11 protein-coding genes and 1 pseudogene are annotated in these 18,692 nt (G+C 71.3%); 8 read left to right on the forward strand and 4 right to left on the reverse strand.

Going from position 1 to position 18,692, the window contains the following annotated elements; translation table 11 throughout:
• The first annotated feature begins 536 nt into the window (after window positions 1-536).
• A pseudogene (locus ABZ956_RS15435) lies at window positions 537-1,156 on the forward strand (transposase).
• A 1-nt stretch (window position 1,157) separates the two neighbouring features.
• Here the strand turns inward: ABZ956_RS15435 and ABZ956_RS15440 are convergent.
• Window positions 1,158-1,376, reverse strand: a complete 219-nt coding sequence (locus ABZ956_RS15440) for a hypothetical protein (protein WP_361892634.1) — start codon at window positions 1,374-1,376, stop codon at window positions 1,158-1,160.
• Window positions 1,377-1,668: 292 nt separating this feature from the next.
• On the opposite strand from ABZ956_RS15440, the gene ABZ956_RS15445 reads away from it, so the two are divergent.
• Window positions 1,669-2,700 carry a methyltransferase gene (locus tag ABZ956_RS15445; protein ID WP_361892637.1) on the forward strand — a complete coding sequence of 344 codons (1,032 nt, stop codon included), beginning with the start codon at window positions 1,669-1,671 and terminating at the stop codon, window positions 2,698-2,700.
• Window positions 2,701-2,741: 41 nt separating this feature from the next.
• Here ABZ956_RS15445 and ABZ956_RS15450 read toward each other — a convergent pair whose 3' ends face one another.
• On the reverse strand, window positions 2,742-3,269 hold the full coding sequence (locus tag ABZ956_RS15450) for a hypothetical protein (RefSeq protein WP_361892639.1): 528 nt from the start codon (window positions 3,267-3,269) through the stop codon (window positions 2,742-2,744).
• Window positions 3,270-3,416: 147 nt separating this feature from the next.
• Window positions 3,417-4,070 (reverse strand): maleylpyruvate isomerase N-terminal domain-containing protein, encoded by a 654-nt coding sequence (locus tag ABZ956_RS15455; protein ID WP_361892642.1) that lies wholly within the window; start codon window positions 4,068-4,070, stop codon window positions 3,417-3,419.
• Window positions 4,071-4,624: 554 nt separating this feature from the next.
• Here ABZ956_RS15455 and ABZ956_RS15460 point away from each other — a divergent pair.
• From ABZ956_RS15460 to ABZ956_RS15480, 5 genes are all read left to right on the forward strand, one after another.
• The gene (locus ABZ956_RS15460; RefSeq protein WP_361892645.1) at window positions 4,625-5,371 is read left to right on the forward strand and encodes a hypothetical protein; all 747 of its coding nucleotides are present in this window, start codon (window positions 4,625-4,627) and stop codon (window positions 5,369-5,371) included.
• Window positions 5,372-5,635: 264 nt separating this feature from the next.
• On the forward strand, window positions 5,636-6,487 hold the full coding sequence (gene aac(3) / locus ABZ956_RS15465; RefSeq protein ID WP_361892648.1) for an aminoglycoside 3-N-acetyltransferase: 852 nt from the start codon (window positions 5,636-5,638) through the stop codon (window positions 6,485-6,487).
• A gap of 104 nt (window positions 6,488-6,591) precedes the next feature.
• Window positions 6,592-8,148, forward strand: a complete 1,557-nt coding sequence (locus ABZ956_RS15470; protein ID WP_361892651.1) for an FAD-dependent oxidoreductase — start codon at window positions 6,592-6,594, stop codon at window positions 8,146-8,148.
• A gap of 230 nt (window positions 8,149-8,378) precedes the next feature.
• Window positions 8,379-10,055, forward strand: coding sequence for a cytochrome bc complex cytochrome b subunit (locus ABZ956_RS15475; RefSeq protein ID WP_361892654.1), 1,677 nt, complete (start codon window positions 8,379-8,381; stop codon window positions 10,053-10,055).
• Between the two features lie 95 nt (window positions 10,056-10,150).
• Complete coding sequence (locus ABZ956_RS15480; protein ID WP_361892657.1) at window positions 10,151-10,384, forward strand: hypothetical protein; 234 nt, start codon at window positions 10,151-10,153, stop codon at window positions 10,382-10,384.
• Window positions 10,385-10,486: 102 nt separating this feature from the next.
• Here ABZ956_RS15480 and ABZ956_RS15485 read toward each other — a convergent pair whose 3' ends face one another.
• Window positions 10,487-11,248: a MerR family transcriptional regulator gene (locus ABZ956_RS15485; RefSeq protein ID WP_361892659.1), complete on the reverse strand. Its 762-nt coding sequence runs from the start codon at window positions 11,246-11,248 to the stop codon at window positions 10,487-10,489.
• Between the two features lie 268 nt (window positions 11,249-11,516).
• Between ABZ956_RS15485 and ABZ956_RS15490 the strand changes: the two genes are divergently transcribed.
• Window positions 11,517-18,692 carry an amino acid adenylation domain-containing protein gene (locus ABZ956_RS15490; protein ID WP_361892662.1) on the forward strand — a complete coding sequence of 2,392 codons (7,176 nt, stop codon included), beginning with the start codon at window positions 11,517-11,519 and terminating at the stop codon, window positions 18,690-18,692.

An 18,692-nucleotide genomic window follows, 5' to 3' on the forward strand; every position in this document is an offset into this window, starting at 1 on the left:
GTCCGAGGTCAAGGGTCGGCGACGGTACATAAAACGGCTGCTCTGCCTGACTGAGCTACACCAGCCCGTAGCTGGGACGGGATTCGAACCCGCGACCCGCCGTTCCCGGAAGTAACCGTCGCCTGCGCACCGGACGCCCCGATGCCGCGCCTCCCGAGTTCAAAGTGGCCGCGGCGTGGGTTTCGATGAGAGCGAAGTAGCCGTGGCCCGCGCACCGGGAGGTGCGTGAAGCTCATGTCCAGAGATCCGGGCGGCGGAACCGACAAGGTGCTCTGCCTCTGAGCTACGCCGGCATGGGTGCCGGCGGCGGGATTCGAACCCGCGACCTCCCGATTATGAGTCGAAGTAGGTCCTGCCTTCGCACCTGGACACTGATCACTTTAGGAGAGGAGGTGCCCCGGCCGCCAAGGGTTTTTCGCAGCGGCTCGTCAGCACGGGCAGCGCGGGTAGCGCGCCTGATGCCGGGGCCGCGGCCGTGGCCTAGGGCCTGTCTGCTGGATTGGTATCCGTCCAGGTTGTAGGTCGTTCTCAGCCGCGTGGGCCGGGGTGACTTGAGTGAGACGGAGTGGGTTCGGCTGGAACCGCACCTGCCCGGGAACGCCGGGCGTGGTGGGCGGTGGAAGTGTCACCGCAGGGTGATCAACGGGATTCTGTTCCGGTTGCGCACGGGAATTCCGTGGCGGGACTTGCCGACCCGGTTCGGTAAGTGGCAGACGGTGGACGACCGCCATCGCAGATGGTCAGCGGACGGTACCTGGGCGAGGGTCTTGCAAGGACTGACGGGCCGCAGATGGTCGATGTCCTCGGCCGCATCCGGGTTCCCCGCCCAGGCGTCGGACACCCGCGTACCCGACCCGACTGCCTGAGCGCCGACAAGGCGTATTCGTCGCGGCGTAACCGTCGTTACCTGCGGCGCAGGCAGATCCGGCACGTCATCCCTGAGCGCCGTGACCAGCGGGCCCACCGCAACCGAGGAAGCGCGGGAGGCAGACCCACTGGTTTCAACCGGGACCAGTACGCACGCCGGAACGAAGTCGAACGCACCGTGAACGCCCTCAAGGACTTTCGGTCCGTAGCGACGCGGTTCGACAAGCGCGCCTACGTCTTCCAGGGAACGGTCACGCTCGCCGCGATCCGTCTCTGGCTCCGGCCGTAATTCAGACCTCCTTGAGCCCAGGGACGAGGCCGGTCACGGTCCCCGGGGCGCCACCGATGAGGCGGCCAGCCTGTTCGGCGATGCTGTCCTTGCCGAAGATGAGGCCGTAGGTGGTGGGGCTGCCGTCTGCGGCCTGAGCGGGAGTAGCCAGCGCGATGCCTCCCAGGGCGAGAAGGGCGCTCGCCGCGATGGCGGCGCTGAACCGGCGAACACTGCTCATGACATGCCTCCCGTAAGTGTGCCGGCGGTCGGCACAGGGTTGAGTTGACGGGGAGCATTCCCAGCGCGAAACCGACGCGCACCGTAGGGCGAGAGCGCCCGGAGTCTTCCAGGGGCGCACCAGACCGCCCAGGCGCTGCGACACACCCGACGCAGGCCAGCAACAGACTCATCAGACAGGCCCTAGGACGAAAGTCCCAGCCGGAGATCCGTACAGTGACGGTGCCGGGGCCCGGCCGGCGGCTGGAAGGGTGGCGATGCGTACCTGTCAGAACCGACCCCGGGAGAACACCTTGGAGCCCTCGTCCAGCCGTGACGTAGCCGCCCCCGACGCGTCAGGGGCCCTGCGGCTGATGGAGGAGACCTTCGGGTTCCTTCACTCCGCGGCGCTGCGGACCGCCGCGTCGCTCCGGCTTGCCGACCGGCTCGCCGACGGACCGCGCACGGCCGCCGAGCTCGCCGCGGACACCGGCGCCGACGGCGCGGCACTGCGCCGGTTGCTGCGGCTCCTGGCATCGCGCGGCGTCTTCCAGGAGGACGAGGCGGGCGCCTTCGGGCTCACGCCCGCCGCGTACGCCCTGCGCACGGACGTACCGGGCTCGCTGCACTCCGCGGTTCTCCTGCTCACCGACGACATGTTCCTGCGGTCCTCGGCCGACCTCGCCGAGACCGTACGCACCGGGGAATCCGCCTTCCCCAGGGTCTTCGGCACCCCCTTCTTCCAGCATCTCGAAGCCGACGGAGCGGCCCGGGAGGTCTTCGACGCCGGGATGGCGGCCTTCTCCGGGCCGCTCGACGACGTGGTCGCGGCCGCGTACCCGTTCCCGGACCGGGGCACGGTCGTGGACGTCGGCGGTGGACGGGGCGGGCTGCTCCGGGCGGTCCTGCGGCGCCACTCCGGCCTGTCGGGCGTCCTCTTCGACCGGGCGCCGGCGCTACGCGAACCGCTGCTCGCCACAGAGGAGTTGGCGGGACGCTGGCGTGCCGAGCCCGGGGACTTCTTCGCCGCTGTCCCGGAAGGCGACATCCATCTCCTCAAGCATGTCCTGCCCGACTGGAGCGACGAGGATTGCGTCCGCATCCTGCGTTCCTGCCGCCGTGCCCTCGCCCCGGGCGGCCGGGTCCTGGTCGTCGACGCCGTCCCGGCGCCGGGCAACGCCCCGCACCCGGGCAAGGACCTCGACATCCTGATGATGACGGCCCTCGGCGGCAGCACCCGCGGCCCCGCCGAACTCGACGCCCTCTTCGCCCGCTCCGGACTGCGCCACGTCCGCACCCTGCACACGCCCGGCTTCGCCTCGATCGTGGAGGCGGCGGCGGACTGAATCAGGGCGGGGTGGGATGGGGTGCGGGTGCGAGTGCGGGCTCACGCTGGGACGGTCACCGGGGCGTGAATGCTGGACACATCGCCCGGGCGGAGATTGTCCGGTGTGCTGTACTCGCCGTAGGTGCCGATGATGGAGACGGCCACGTGGGAACCGGGCTGCCAGAACGTCCGGTAGTACGGCGCGTTCGCCGGGTTCTCCGGGATCTCCAGCAGGGGGACGCCACGTCGTTCCAGTAGCCGACGTAGCTTGTCGAACCGGAGCCTGGGGGTGAACCTCCCGTACCGTGCCCGGATCGGGTCGTTGGCGAGCGTTCGGTCGCGGTACGCCAGCCGGTGCACCTGCAACGTGAAATGGTGGCCCGCCCAGAGGTCCTCGGCGGACGCGCGGTGCCAGTGGAACTCGGCCAGGCCGAAGTCACGGCACATGCCGCGATCGCCGAAAACGTTCTCGCCGAAGTCCGGCCCCAGGACCTCGCTGACGCGGTCGGGAGAATCCGTGGGGCGCAGGCCGAGCACGGTTCCGGTGGTGACGACGTCCACGTAGAAGGCCAGGGAGAACGGGGTCAACTGTTGTTCCTCGCATACAGTTCGAATTGGCGTCGACATTCTGCACGCCCGAATGCGGGGAAAGCGACCAACGGTCGGCCCCACGTGGACCAAAGGCGCCCTGCCGCAGGGGGAATGGAGAAAAACCGACGGGTTCGGTGTCGACGATCAGCCGAGGGCGAGGGGGAGTTTCGCGGCCAGGTCACCCAGTTCGGCCTTCTCCGCTTCGGCCGGGGCGCGCCGTCCGGTGCCGATCAACAGCGCGTCCTTGTCGGAGAACGAACGGGGAAACGCCGCACCGGCGATCTTCTCCAGCAGCTCGCGTGACCGGGCGAGCCCCTCGGCGGGCGGTTCCGCCGCGTCCGGGAGGTGCGCGATCAGGTCGAGGTGGTGCAGTGTCCATTCCAGGACGTACGCGCAGAGGTAGTCGCCCGTGGTGAGCACCTCGCCGCGGGTGCCGACCCGGACCGCGGGATCCGCGAGTTTCGCGGCGCGACCGGCGGCGGAACCGACGTCGTCCAAGTGGAACTTCAGCAGCCGCGGCTCTTCGTACGCGGCGGCCAGGCGGACGATCAGCGCGTCGAGCGGGTCGTCGCCGGTCGGGGCTTCGACGATGTCCCAGTAGGTCACCGCATCCCGGGTCGGCTCCGTGTCGGCGGGCGTGACGAGGGTGATCAGGACGTCCTGAGCATCGATGATCAGATGGCACACCAGGTCCCGCACAAGCCAGCCGGCGCAGCCGGACGGCCGCGCGAAATCCTCGTCCGGGACTTCGGCGACCGCTGCGCGCAGCGCTGCCCAAGAGCGTGAGAAGAGATCCACGGCCGCAAGCTAGCAGCGCCCCGCCGCCGCTGCGAGCGATTTTCGCTCGCCCGCGAACGTGGCATAGAGGTGTTCACCGGGCTTCGTCGGCGCCAGTTCCAGGGGTGGCCGACGCGACCAACGCCCGGATCGCGGTCGTCTCCGCCCGGCTCGATGCGCAGTTTCAGGCCATCGTCATCGGCCTCGTGGCGCTCCGGCGAACTCGTCCTGCGGCCGGTCAGGTCGTCCGGCAGCGCGGCTCACCCTTGTATCCGCCCGGCTGCCGGACGGCGGGCGGGGGCGCGCCGCGTCGTCGCCGTCGACTGCCGGCGCGGGCGTCGGCTGAAGGAAGTTGACGCAAAGCCTTCGCTTTGCTGATTTTTGACTTCTTCTTGATCGTCCCTTGCCGGTAGCGTCCCCTTCTGGTCGGTGACCCCGATCAGGGCCGGCCCACGCCCGGGGCGTCCCGGGCCGGAGACGCGTCCGTGCCCAGGCCGCGCAAGGGGCGGGCGTCGTCCCAGCACGTCATCTGCTCGCCGGCTCGCCATGAGCCGTCGGATGTCTCCGGAGGATGCATGCCCTCTCGTATAGCCGCCGCAGTCGCCACGTCCGCGCTGAGCCTCGGGGCCCTCGCCCTGGGCGCCGGCGCCGCCACAGCGGCTCCCTCGGCTCCCGCCGCCGGCGGCGCGCCGGCGGTCAGCGCACGCGCCGCTGCCGTGGACCAGTGCAGCTACCAGGTGGTCCGCGACGACGACTCCCGCTACGTGTACTCCGTGAGCGCGGTCGCCGGCGGCGTCAGCCGCGTACTGCCGGTCCAGAAGGAGGACTTCGTCAGGTTCTCCGGCACCTGGCGCGTGGTGGTCCAGGTCGACGCGTGTGCGGGCGGGACGGGTCAGGCCCCCACCACGTTCCGCGTGACGGGGAAGCTGGACAACCCGGACGGCTACGATTCGTCCGTGCCGCGGACGATCCGCAGCAACGACTTCAAGCCCGCCGCCTCCTCGGTGATCCCCAAGGCCCCGGCCGTGACGTCCGTCGACCGCCTCGACGCGGCCACCGTCCGTGTCAACTGGAAGCCCGCCCAGGGCAACCCGGACCAGGTCATGCTGATGGAGACCAAGCCCTTCTACAGCAGCGAGATCGGCATCTGGCACCCCTACACGTTCCAGCGGGACGTCCAGGGCGGCGCCACCTCGATGGACCGCAAGCTGGAGCGTGACTCCGACATCAAGGACCGCAGGCACTCCTACTGGATGCGCGTGGTCAAGGACGGCTTCGTCAGCGACCTGCGCGCCGAGAAGCCGGTCACGATCGAGCCGTAACGGTCTTTTCGCTACGTCATACGGGCCGACGGCGGCGCGAGGCCACATGGGTGAGGGGACGGCACAGCCGCCCGCCACCGCGCCGCCGTGGGTCCGGTCGTAGGTCGCCGCGGTGCGAGGGGCCACGAGCGAGCCCAGAACACCGCGATTCGGCACGTCGCGAGGCCGGCCGTCTGTTCTGATCCGATGCTCTGATCCGCCCCTCAGGGCCATGGTCGGAAAACCGGTTTCGTCACCCGCGCCGGCGCTCGTACGGTCCTGGTCATGGATGAACTGGCCCTGCTCCAGCGTTCCGGCGGTCCCGTCACCCGCAGTCGGCTCGTGCGCGACCTGACCACGCTCGGCCTCGCCGACGGGGACGTGGTGATGTTCCATACGCGCATGTCGGCCATCGGATATGTGGCCGGCGGGCCCGCGACGCTCATCGGAGCCCTCGGCGACGTCGTGGGCGAGCGCGGAACCCTCATGGTGACCTGCGGCTGGAACGACGCGCCGCCCTACGAGCTCGTCACCTGGCCGCAGCCCTGGCAGGAGGCCCTGCGCCGGGAGCACCCCGCGTACGACCCGCGGCTCAGCGAGGCGGACCACTCCTACGGCCGGCTCCCCGAGGCCCTTCGCCGGTGGCCGGGTGCCGTCCGCAGCCGGCATCCCGATGCCAGCTTCGCGGCACTCGGCGCGGCCGCGGAGGCGTTGATGGCCGACCACCCGTGGGACGACCCGCACGGACCCGGCAGCCCGCTGGCCCGGCTCGTCGCCATGGGCGGCCGGGTGCTTCTGCTGGGCGCCCCGCTGGACTCGATCACCCTGCTGCATCACGCCGAAGCGCTCGCCGAGGCACCGGGCAAGCGGTTCGTGGACTTCGAGCAGCCGATCATGGCCGACGGTGAGCGGGTCTGGCGGCGCTTCCACGACATCGACTCCTCCGACGGGGCCTTCGACTACTCCTCCGTCGTCCCCGAAGGGGAATGGCCGTTCGCGGTCATCGCCCAGGACATGCTCTCCGCCGGCATCGGTACCGCGGGCACGGTCGGCGCGGCCACGAGTCATCTGTTCGAGGCGGCGGACGTCGTGGACTTCGGTGTGGCCTGGATCGAGGAGAAGCTCGGCAAGGGGTGACCTGACCCCTCGGGGCGGCGCGGCGGAACCGCACGCATGCGGCCATACGGGGCACATCCGCGTACGCCGTGATTCAGGCGCCCCGCACGGGGAACCCGGCCCGCATGTCGCGCCCCGAGGGCCCCACCGCACCCCCTGGCCAGCCCGAGTCCTACTGGATGGCCACCGCGCCACCCGCCGAGCCGTATCCGCCCCTGACCACCGACATCGAGGTGGAGGTCGTCGTGATCGGCGGCGGCATCGCCGGGCTGAGCACCGCGTGGGAACTGATCGACGCCGGTCGTTCGGTGGCGGTGCTGGAGGCCGACCGGCTCGCCGCCGGAGTCACCGGGTACACGACGGCGAAGGTGTCGGCGCTGCACACCCTCGTCTACGACAGGCTGCGCCGCACCCGTGGGGCGGAGGGGGCGCGGCTGTTCGCGCGGTCCCAGCAGGAGGCGGTCGAACGGGTCGTCGCGGTGGCGTCCGCCGTAGGGGTGGACTGCGATCTGGAGAGGCGGCCGGCCTTCACCTATGTGACCGACCCCGGCGCGTGCGAGAGCGTACGCGCCGAGGCGGAGGCCGCCCGGGAGGCGGGACTGGCGGCCTCCTACGTCGAGGAGACGGGGCTGCCCTTCGCGGTCGCCGGCGCGGTCCGCGTCGAGGACCAGGCCCAGTTCCATCCGCGTACGTACCTCCTCGCGCTGGCCGAGGACCTGCGGGAGCGCGGCGGGAGGCTCTACGAGCACACCCGCGTCACCGGGCTGGCCGAGGGCGCTCCCTGCCGGGTGACGACGGAGAACGGCTGCGTGGTCACCGCCGGGGACGTGGTGGTGGCCACCCATTACCCGGTCTTCGACCGTGCCCTGCTGTTCACCAGGCTCTCGCCCCGCCGCGAGCTGGTGCTGGCGGCGGCGATCCCCGCCCGGGACGACCCGGGCGGGATGTACATCACGCGAGAGGACCGTACGCGGTCGGTGCGCACGGCCCCGCACGGCCCGGAGCAGCGCCTTCTGATCGTCACCGGCGAGAGCTTCACCCCGGGCGCGGGCGACGTCGGCCGGCGGTACGCGGCGCTGGCCGACTGGACGCGCGAACGCTTCCCGGCCGCGCGGATGCTGTACCACTGGGCGGCGCAGGACAACGACTCCACCGATACCGTGCCGCTGGTCGGCCCGTTCCATCCGGGCGCCCGCCACACGTACGTGGCGACCGGCTTCGGAGGCTGGGGCATGAGCGGCGGCGTCATGGCCGGCCGCCTGCTGACCGACCTCATCTGTGACCGTGGCATCCCTTCGTGGGCGGACCTGTACGACCCCCGCCGGCTGCGGAGCACGGTGCGCGAGGCACCGGGCTTCCTCAAGCATCAGGCGGTCGTGGGGCGCCACTTCCTCGGCGACCGGCTGCGGCCCACCCACGTCGGCTCGGTGGCGGAGATCGCGCCGGGCACGGGCGCTCTCGTACGGACAGGCGGCGAGAAGTGCGCGGTCTACCGCCATGACGACGGCACCCTGCGGGCCGTCTCGGCGCGCTGTACGCACCTGGGCTGCCTGGTGGCCTTCAACGCCACCGAGCGCACCTGGGAGTGTCCGTGCCACGGTTCACGGTTCGACACGGATGGCGCTGTGCTCCAGGGCCCGGCGATACGGCCGTTGGACGGGCGCACGGTCGAGGAGGAGTGAGCCGCGCCCGTTCGGCCCTGTGCGCGGGCGGGATGCCCGCGGTACGAGGGCCGCGGCAGGCCGTCGGCTACCCGTGCGCTCCTCGCCCCCTTGCCCGACACTCCACGTAAATACCGCATTCGCGGCACAACACGGGGAAGATGGAGGCCACAATGCCAGAAATGCTGATCTTTGTAGGATAAAGGGGCAAACAGGGATATGTTGCCCTTCCAGGCCGGGAGCGCTCACGCATGACCAATACGCACCACACCCCAGCGGCCGGCCAGGGGCCCTCGGCCCCGGCATCGCGGGGTGAGAAGCTCGCGACCTGGGCCGACGGGCGAGTCGGGGTCTTCTCCCTCGCCAAGGCGAACCTGCGCAAGATCTTTCCCGACCACTGGTCCTTCATGCTGGGAGAGGTCGCCCTCTACTCGTTCATCATCATCATCCTGACCGGTGTCTATCTGACGCTGTTCTTCAAGCCCAGCATGAACGAGGTCGTGTACCACGGCGCGTACACGCCGCTCAACGGCATCCTCATGTCCGACGCGTACAAGTCGACGCTCGACATCAGCTTCGACATCCGCGGCGGCCTGCTGCTCCGTCAACTGCACCACTGGGCGGCGCTCGTCTTCATCATGGCGATGCTGGTGCACATGATGCGGGTCTTCTTCACCGGCGCGTTCCGCAAGCCCCGCGAGCTCAACTGGCTCTTCGGGGCGGGCCTGTTGTTCCTCGGCATGTTCGACGGCTTCATGGGGTACTCGCTGCCCGACGACCTGCTGTCGGGCACGGGCATCCGGTTCCTGGAAGGCGCGATCCTGTCCGTGCCGATCATCGGCACGTACCTGGTGTTCTTCATCTTCGGCGGCGAATTCCCCGGCACCATCTGGGTGCCGCGGATGTTCACCGTCCACGTCCTGCTGATCCCCGGCATCATGCTGGGGCTGCTGGTCGCCCACCTGATCCTGGTCTTCTACCACAAGCACACCCAGGGCTTCGGACCCGGACGCAACAACAAGAACGTCGTCGGCATGCCCCTGATGCCGGTCTACATGGCCAAGGCCGGCGGCTTCTTCTTCCTGGTCACCGGGGTGCTGGCGGTGTTCTCGGCCATCGCGCAGGTCAATCCGATCTGGGCGTACGGTCCCTACCGGCCGGACCAGGTGACCACCGACGCCCAGCCCGACTGGTACATGGGCTTCTCCGAGGGCCTGATCCGCATCATGCCGGGCTGGGAGATCAACCTCTGGGGTCACACCCTGGTGCTCGGGGTGTTCATCCCGCTGATGATCTTCCCGCTGATCCTTCTCGCCCTGTGGTGCTATCCCTTCTTCGAGGCATGGCTCACCAAGGACACCCGCGAACACCACATCACCGAGCGACCGCGCAACAACCCGACCCGCACGGCCTTCGGGGCCGCCTGGATCGCCGAGTACGCGCTCCTACTGGTGGGCGGCGGCAACGACCTCTTCGCGACGCGCTTCCAGCTGTCGCTCAACGCGATCACCTGGGTGGTCCGCGTCGGCTTCTTCGTCCTGCCGGTGCTCGTCTTCATCATCACCAAGAGATGGTGCCTCGGCCTGCAGCGCCGCGACCGGGAGAAGGTCCTGCACGGGCGCGAGAGCGGCGTCATCCTGCGCAAGCCGCACGGCGAATTCGTCGAGATCCACGAGCCGTTGGCGCAGGCCGACCTGTACTACTACACCGCGCACGATCAGCCCACGCCGTACGAGCTTCCGCCTGAGGTGGACGAGCACGGCGTCCGCCGCAAGATCGGATGGTCGGAGAGGCTGCGGGCTCGCCTTTCCCGGGCCTGTTTCGGCGAGACGGGTCAGATCCCGAAGGCGACCCCGGAGGAGTACCGGGCGATCGCCGCGGCGCACGGCGAACCGGAACGCCAACGGATTCCCGAAGGCCACCACTGACCGTGGCGGGCCTGCCGCGCCTCGGCATCCGGTCACGGGGCTCCGCCGCGGGCCGCCGGAGCTATCCGTACGGACTGCTGGTACCGGTGGCGTGCGTGGGGACGACGACCGCCGCCGACGAGGTCCGCCGGTTCCTCGACGTCTGCGGGATCCGGTCCACGGTCGCCCCCTGCACCCGCAAGTCCTACGGCCCGGTGCGGGCGCTGCGCGAGCTCCAGGTCCTGGTCTTCGCCGACGACGCGCGGCGGGCCAGGCAGCTCGTCAACGACTGGACCCTGCCGCTCGAGGCACCTCAAGGGCGCGCCTCCGGGACCGCGAGCGCGGACTGAGCAGCTGCTCGCGGTCCGGGGTTCCAAGTGGCCCGTCGGCCGCACGCCGGGCTGCGGTGGGCCGCCGCGCGCGAAGGGCTCGCGGCGGCGGCCCGGTTCGGGTCAGCTCAGGCGGGTCGTGGCGTACGCCTCGATGGCGTCGCGCTGGTACGCGGCCAGGCCCGGCGCGATCGACTCGTACGCCGCGCGCCACTGCTCGTTGCCGACACAGGAACGCCCGATCGCCCGGAATTCCTCGGCGGAGACCGCTCGGAGCCCGGACAGTTCCCGGTACTGGCCGTCTATCTCGGCCTGCACCGGGTCGGCGTCGGCGGGCGTACCGGCGGCCTGGAGCTCGGCCAGCCGGATCATCCGCGCGGTGCGCTCCCGCTGCCCGGCCTCGATTCCGGCCTGGCTCATCGCCGAGTTGTGCCGCTCGATGGCCCCGGCCAGCTCCGGGAACGCCCGCAGGCTCTCCTCGTACGTGGCGGGCTGGATGCCTTCGAACAGGTTCTCCGGCCGGTTGATGCTGATCATATGGCTACCGTCCTTCCTGGATGCTTCCAGTTCGGTGATCGTGCGGGAGACGGTGCCGGCCAGGGCGTCGAGCCGGTCGCGCTCGGCCAGCAGCCGACGGTGATGGCCGCGCAGGGCCTCCAGCTCGTCGACCTGCTCGGCCAGGATCCGGCCGATCTCGATCAGCCCCAGGCCCAGCGCCCGCAGTACGAGGATCTGTTGCAGCCTCAGCAACTGGTGTTCCTCGTAATAGCGGTGGCCGTTGGTGCCGATCCAGGCCGGCGGCAGCAGGCCCACCTCGTCGTAATGCCGCAGCGTACGGGCCGTCACGCCCGACATCCGGGCGACCTCCGCGATCGGCCAGGCCATCGCCGCCTCCCCCACGGGTGCTTCACCGGGCCGGCCTTTCCGGCCCTGGTCATGACGGTAGGAGCTGCCGCTGCGGCAGCTTCAAGTCCTGCACCCGGAGTCCGATAAGCGCCCTTCGGAGGCGTCAGAGGGCTGTTGACCGGCTTCCTTCCCGCTTTGCCCCACCATGACCCAGGACTAGTCAAATGCCTACTCCTCAGTAGCCATGATGTCGCTCAGGACAGGGACTGCGACTGCCAGGGCGGTCCACCGTGGAAAGCAGATGCATGTGATCAGTCAAGTACAGCGCCCCCTGACGGCCTACCAGCGGGACATCTGGGTCGCGGGCTCCCAGGCCCCCCTCTCGCCGCAGTTCAACTGTGTGCTCCACGAGCGTCTGCGGGGCAGCGTCGACCTCGACGCGCTCACCGCTTGTGTCGAGCGTGCGTTATGCCGGCATGAAACGTTCCGGCTGCGGTTCGGCGAGCGCGCGGGGACGCCGTTCCAGTGGGCCGAGGCCGAAGGGGTCCACGTCGCGAGGGTCGTTCTCGCCGGCGAGGCCGAGCCGGAGGCGGCGTGTGCCGAGTGGATGAGGCGCTCGCTGGCGGAGCCTGTGCCGCTGGCCGGTGGCCCCCTCGTCGAAGCCACGCTGCTCGTCGAGGCGCCGGACGTCACACATGTACACATCAAGGCCCATCACATCGTCACCGATGCCTGGACCTTCCACAGGCTGAGCGCCGAGATCCTCGGCGACTACGCGCGGACGGTGGCCGGCGGGCAGGGCGACGTCCGTCTGTCGTCCTCCTCCTATCTCGCGTGCGTCGAGGAGGAAGCCGCCTACCGTTCCGGCGCGGACGCCGACCAGGATCGCGCCTTCCACCGGGAGAACCTGGCGGGAGTGGCGCCTGCCCTCTTCCCCCGCGCGGCGGCCGGGGGCGGGCGCGGCCGCCACTCGTTCACGGTGGAGAGCGCCCTCGTCGACCGGGTCCGCGCCGCCGGGCTCTCGCCGTTCGCGTACATCGCCGCCATGGTCGGTACGTACTTGACGCGCCTGCACCGCGGCGGGGACGTCGTGCTGGGCGTCCCCTTCCTCAACCGGCCGGGTGGCTGGCGGGACGTCCTCGGCGAGTTCGCCAACGCCCTGCCGCTGCGTGTGCCCGGGGCCGGCGAGCGGTCGGTGCGGGAGCTGGTCGCCGCGACCCAGGACGCGACCCGGGCGCTCCAGCGGCACCAGCGGCTCTCCCTCGGCGACGTCCTGCGCGAGCTGCCCTCCTCCGCCGAGGGGCCCCGCCAGCTGTTCGACGTGACGCTCTCCTACATCCACTGGCCCCAGCAGGACCGGCTCCCCGGCATCGAACGACAGACGGCCATGAGGGCCCCCTCGCACGACCAGGACGCCCTGAGCATCCTGGTGTCCACCTTCGACGACACCGCCGACCTGCACATCGACCTGGACTACGCCTGCGACGTCTTCGACGGCGAGCTGTCCGTCGAATCGGTCGCCCGGCATCTCACGACGCTTCTCCGCAACGGTGTGGACATGCTGGACCGGCCCGTATCGGCCGTGCCGATGCTGGCGGCCGCCGAGTACGAGGACCTCACCGCGGCGCTCGCACAGGGCCCGCGCGTCCCGTACGCGGACGAGGCGACCCTGCACGGCCTGTTCGAGGCGCAGGCCGCCCGCAGGCCGGGTCAAACGGCCGTGACCGGCGCCGCCGGGGAGAGCCTGACGTACGCCGAGCTGGACGAGCGGGCCAACCGCGTCGCACGGGCCCTGCGCGCCGAGGGCGTCGGGCCGGACGACCGGGTCGCGGTGATGATGGAGCGGGGGCCACGGCTGCTGGTGGCGCTCCTGGGCGTACTGAAGTCCGGTGGCGCCTACGTGCCGGTGGACCGCGGCTACCCGGCCGAGCGCGTGCGGTTCCTGCTGGAGGACAGCCGCGCCAAGGTGGTGATCGTGGACGGCGACGGGCCCGTCACGGATGTCGCCGAGGGGACGACGGTGCGGTGCGTCGAGGACCTGCTGCGCGCGGACGGCGCCCCGCTCGACCCGCTCGGCACCTCCCGCGACCTGGCGTACGTCATCTACACCTCCGGCTCGACCGGCCGTCCCAAGGGGGTGATGGTCGAGCACCACAGTGTCGTCAACCGCCTCGCGTGGATGCAGAGCCGCTATCCGCTCGGCGCGAGCGACGTCCTGTTGCAGAAGACACCGGTCTCCTTCGACGTCTCGGTGTGGGAGCTGTTCTGGTGGGCGATCGAGGGCGCGAGTGTGGCGCTGCTGCCGCCCGGCGGCCAGCATGACCCGCGGCAGATCCTGCGGGCCCTCCGCGAACAGCGGGTCAGCGCCGTGCACTTCGTCCCCTCGATGCTGGGACCGTTCCTGGATCTGCTCCAGGAGACACCGGGAGCCGTCGGGGAACTCGGCACCCTGCGGTACGTCTTCTGCAGCGGAGAAGCCCTGCCCGCCGCGCGCGTCGAGCAGTTCAACCGCGTGTTCGGCGCCCAGTCCCCCGTGCGGCTGGTGAATCTCTACGGTCCGACCGAGGCCACCGTCGACGTCTCGTACTACGACTGTCCGCGCGAAGGGCACATCGCGCGGGTCCCCATCGGCCGGCCGATCGACAACACCAGCCTGTACGTGCTGGGCCCCGACGACCATCCGCAGCCGGCCGGCGTCGCCGGTGAGCTGTGCGTCGGCGGCGTCGGTGTCGCCCGGGGGTATCTGGACCGGCCGGAGCTGACCGCCGAGAAGTTCGTCCGGGACCCGTTCGTGCCGGGCGGCCGGATGTACCGCACCGGCGACCTCGCCCGCCGGCTGGCGGACGGCACCCTGGAATACCTCGGCCGCATCGACGGCCAGGTGAAGATCCGCGGCAATCGCGTGGAGCTTGGCGAGGTGGCGGCCGCCCTGAGCACGGTGCCGGGCGTCCGCGACGCCCTCGTCGTGGACCGCGCGACCGACGCCCGCGGCACCCACCTCGTCGGCTACTACGTGGCCGACGCCGCCATCGACCCCGAGTCACTACGCGAGCAGCTCACGCGGAGCCTGCCGGTGTTCATGGTGCCGGCCTACTTCGTCCGTATCGACGGCATTCCGCTGACGCCCAACGGCAAGGCCGACCGCCGCGCGCTGCCCCTGCCCCAGGACGCCGCGCGGCCGGCCGCCGACGGACGGCCACGCGACCGTACCGAGGCCGTCCTGGCCGGGATCTGGGCCCGGGTGCTGGGCGTGGAGAGCGTCGGCGTCCACGACGACTACTTCGCGCTCGGCGGGGACTCCATCCTGATGCTCAAGGTGCGGGCCGAGGCCGAGGAGCGGGGCCTGTTCTTCTCGCTCACCGACCTGATCCGCCATCCGACGGTGGCCGCTCTCGCCGCCCGCGCCCGCGGCACCCGGGGGGCCGGCGGCGGGGACGCCCCGGCGCCGTTCGCTCTCATATCCACGGTGGACCGGGCCCGCCTGGAAGGCGCCGAGGACGCCTATCCGCTCACCCGGCTCCAGCTCGGTCTGCTCTACCACAGCCGCCGGCACGAGACCTCCGCCATGTACAAGGACGTCTTCCTGTACCGCCTGGACATGCCGTGGGACGAGGAGCGGTTCCGCCGGTCGTTCGCCCGGATGGTGGCGCGGCATCCGGCGCTGCGTTCCGGCTTCGACCTGGCGGGCTTCTCCGAGCCGCTGCAGATCGTCCATCCCCGGGTGGAGGGCGGCCTGGACGTCGTCGACCTGCGCTCCCTCGACGGCGCGGCGGCCGACGCCGAGGTCCACGCGCACATCGAGGAACGGCGCCGGCACGCCTACGTCTTCGACAGGGCGCCGCTGTACCTCGCCCGGGTCCATGTCCGGCCCACGACCGTCGATCTGGTCCTCAGCTTCCATCACGCGCTCCTCGACGGCGGCAGCGTGGCCAACCTCCTGCGGGAGCTCCTCCAGGATTACGCGCACGACCTCGGGCTGGGCATCGGCCCCGTGGAGGCCACGGCGCTGCCGTCGGCGGCGGCGCATGTGCGGGAGGAGCGGATCGCCCTGGGGTCCGAGGAGACGCGGCGCTACTGGAAGGAGAAGCTGGCCGGCTGCGAATCCCTGCAGATCGAGGCGTTCCGGCCGCACCGGCCGCCGCACACCGCCCAGGGTCCGGCCACCCGCCGCGTCGATGTGCCCGCCGACCTGCTCGCACAGCTGCGGGCGCTGGCCGCCGAGCACAGCCTGCCGGTGAAGTCCGCGCTCCTGGCCGCACACTGCCTGACGCTGTCGGTGTTCGCCGGCACGCATGACGTGACCACCGGGCTGGTCACCCACGGGCGGCCCGAGCTCGCCCACGCCGAACGCGTCGCCGGGCTCTTCCTCAACACCGTGCCCCTGCGTCTGGACACCGGGGGCGTCAGCTGGCTGGACGTGGTGCGCGAGACCTTCCGGCAGGAGCAGGACGGGCATGCCCACCGCCGCTGTCCGCTGAGCGCCGTCCAGGAGGACCACGGCGGCCCCGTCCTGGACACTGCCTTCAACTACGTGCACTTCCACCAGCTCGCCGAGGTCCTGCGTCTGCCCGGCGTGCGCCTGCTGGACTTCCGCACCTGGGAGGAGACCAACTTCCGGCTCCTGGTGAACGCCGTCACCGACCCCGACGGCGGGCGTCTGTGGCTGCGGATCGACGGTGACGGGGAGACGTTCTCCGCCGAGCGCACCGACCTCTACGCGCGCGGATTCCTGCGGATCCTGCGGAAGATGGTGGAGGAGCCGCACGCGGAGCCCCACCTGGCCTTCCTCGCCGACCGGCCGGTCCTCGCGGAGCCCGTGGCGCGCCCCACCGTCGTCGAACTCTTCGCGGAGCAGGCCGCCCGCACCCCGGACGCGACCGCACTGGCGATGCGGGAGCAACGGTGGAGCTACGCGCGGCTGGCCGAGGCCGCCGACCGCGTCGCCGGGCGGCTGCGCGCGATCGGCGCCCCGCCCCAGGCCCGGATCGGCATCGCGATGGACCGCTCGCCCGAGATGATCGCCGTGCTGCTGGGCGTCGTGCGCGCCGGATGCGCGGTGGTGCCGCTGGACGTCGGATACCCCGCCCGGCGGCTGGCCGCGATGCTGGAACAGGCCCGGCCCTTCCGGGTCGTCGCCCACGCCCCGTACGCGCACCTCGCCGGCGACCCGTCGCTGGTGCTGCCCGCCGAATCCCTGACCGAGGCGCCGGCGAAGCCGTTCGCCAACGCGCCGCGGATCGACGCCGACAGCACCGCCTACGTCCTGTTCACCTCCGGCTCCACCGGCCGGCCCAAGGGCGTGACGATGCCGCACCGCTCCCTGGCCGGCCTCGTGGCCTGGCAGAACGCGGCCGTGAGCGGCGCGGTGGGCGGAACGACCCTGCAGTACGCGCCGCTGAGCTTCGACGTGTCCTTCCAGGAGATCTTCTCCACCCTGTGCTCCGGCGGCACCCTGCACCTGGTGAGCGACGGCGAGCGGCGTGACATGTCCCGTCTGCTGCGGCTGATCGACCGTGAGGGCGTCGAGCGGGTCTTCCTCCCCTACGTCGCGCTCCAGCAGCTGGCCGAGACCTCGGCCGCGCTGGGCATCGTCCCCCGCGCGCTGCGCGTACTGATCTCCTCCGGCGAACAGCTGCGCGTCACCGAGGAGATCCGGCGGCTGTGCGCCGCGCTGCCGGGCGCCGTCCTGGAGAACCAGTACGGGCCGACCGAGACGCATGTCGCCACCGCCTTCACCATGACCGGGGACCCGGCCACGTTCCCCGCGCTGCCGCCGATCGGCCGCCCCATCGACGGGGCCGAGGCACATGTGCTGGACGCCCACATGCGCCCGGTGCCCGCCGGGGCGCGCGGGGTGATCCACCTCGGCGGCGCCTGCCTGGCCGACGGCTACGAGGGCCGGCCCGACCTGACCAAGGAGCGCTTCGCCCCGCATCCCTTCGGCGGCGATCGGCAGCGGCTCTACGACACCGGCGACCTCGGCCTGGTGCTGCCCGACGGGACGATCGCCTACGCCGGCCGGGCGGACTCCCAGGTCAAGGTGCGCGGGTTCCGCGTCGAGCTCGCGGAGGTGGAACTGGCCCTCACCGACCTCACCGGACGGTACCCGGGCCTGCTCGACGCCGCGGTCGTGGCCCGGCGGCGCGACGACGGCGACTGCTTCCTCGCGGCGTTCCTCGTCGGGGACGGCACCGCCGCCGACCTGGCCGGCATCCGCGAGCACCTGCACATCACGCTGCCCGACCACATGGTCCCCGCGCACCTGCAATGGGTGGCGTCCCTGCCCCTGACCCCCAGCGGCAAGCGCGACGACGACGCGCTGCGCCGGGCCCCGCTTACCCCCGCCGCCGACGCCCCCGGCGTCGGCGCCCAGCCGCGCGACGCCTACGAGCGCGCGCTCGCCGAGATGCTCGCGGATCTGCTGCGGCTGCCCGCCGTCGGCATCGACGACAGCCTCTTCGACCTGGGCGGCACCTCGCTGACGGCCATGCGGCTGGTGGTCCAGATCGAGCAGCGCTACGGCGTGCACATCCCGCTGTCCGGGTTCGTCGCCGCGCCGACCGTGGCCGCGCTCGCGGAGCGGTTGCGCGCGGGCGACGCGGTCGCCGCGTACGACCCCGTGGTCCCGATCCGCCCGGAAGGCACCCGCCCGCCGCTGTTCATGGTCCACCCCATGGGCGGCAACGTGCTCTGCTACGTCCCCTTCTCCCGGCACCTCCCGGACGACCAGCCGCTGTACGCCCTCCAGGCCGCCGGCGCGGACCCGGGCACCACACCGCTGCGCACCGTCGAGGAGATCGCGGCCGGCTACGTCGCCGCGCTGCGCGGGGTGCAGCCACAGGGCCCGTACGCCGTCGGCGGTTGGTCCTTCGGTGGCTTCGTCGCGTTCGAGATCGCCCGGCAGCTGCGGGCGGCGGGCGAGGAGGTGTCCCGGCTGGTGCTGCTGGACACCACCGCCCTGGACCAGGGGGCGCGCCTGCGGCATGACGACGACGCGCTGCTGCGGTGGTTCTTCTGGGAGCTGCTCCTGCTGGAGCGCGGCGGTGACTCCCCGATGGAGGCCATCCCGGACGAACTGGCCGGCCTGGAGGAGAAGTTCGACTTCATCGCCCGGCTCGCGAGCGACGCGGGCGTGCTGCCCGCGGGCAGTTCGGGAGCGGTCATACGCCGGCTCTTCGGCGTCTACCGCGCCAACTGGCAGGCGACGCTGGAGTACCGGCCGGGTGTCCAGGAGCAGGACCTCACCCTGATCCGCGCCATGGAACCGCTGCCGGACGTCCTCACCGCCATGCACGGCGCGGCCGGCAGTCGCCACCAGGACCGCACCAATGGCTGGAGCGACATGACCAGCGGCCGGCTCCACGTCGTCGACGTGCCCGGCGACCATCTCACGATCATGGAGGAACCGTACGTGGAACACGTCGCCAGGACCGTCGCGGAACTGCTCGGGAGCGGCCCGGCCGGTTCCGTGGACGGGAAGTGA

The sequence above is a fragment of the Streptomyces sp. NPDC046261 genome, assembly GCF_040646235.1.
GTDB lineage: Bacteria > Actinomycetota > Actinomycetes > Streptomycetales > Streptomycetaceae > Streptomyces.

Excerpts from the sequence above, each read along its gene's own strand:
- ABZ956_RS15460 (WP_361892645.1), top strand. The coding sequence starts at position 4,625 with ATGCCCTCTCGTATAGCCGCCGCAGTCGCCACGTCCGCGCTGAGCCTC.
- ABZ956_RS15475 (WP_361892654.1), top strand. The coding sequence starts at position 8,379 with ATGACCAATACGCACCACACCCCAGCGGCCGGCCAGGGGCCCTCGGCC.
- ABZ956_RS15485 (WP_361892659.1), bottom strand. The coding sequence starts at position 11,248 with ATGGCCTGGCCGATCGCGGAGGTCGCCCGGATGTCGGGCGTGACGGCC.
- ABZ956_RS15440 (WP_361892634.1), bottom strand. The coding sequence starts at position 1,376 with ATGAGCAGTGTTCGCCGGTTCAGCGCCGCCATCGCGGCGAGCGCCCTT.
- ABZ956_RS15470 (WP_361892651.1), top strand. The coding sequence starts at position 6,592 with ATGTCGCGCCCCGAGGGCCCCACCGCACCCCCTGGCCAGCCCGAGTCC.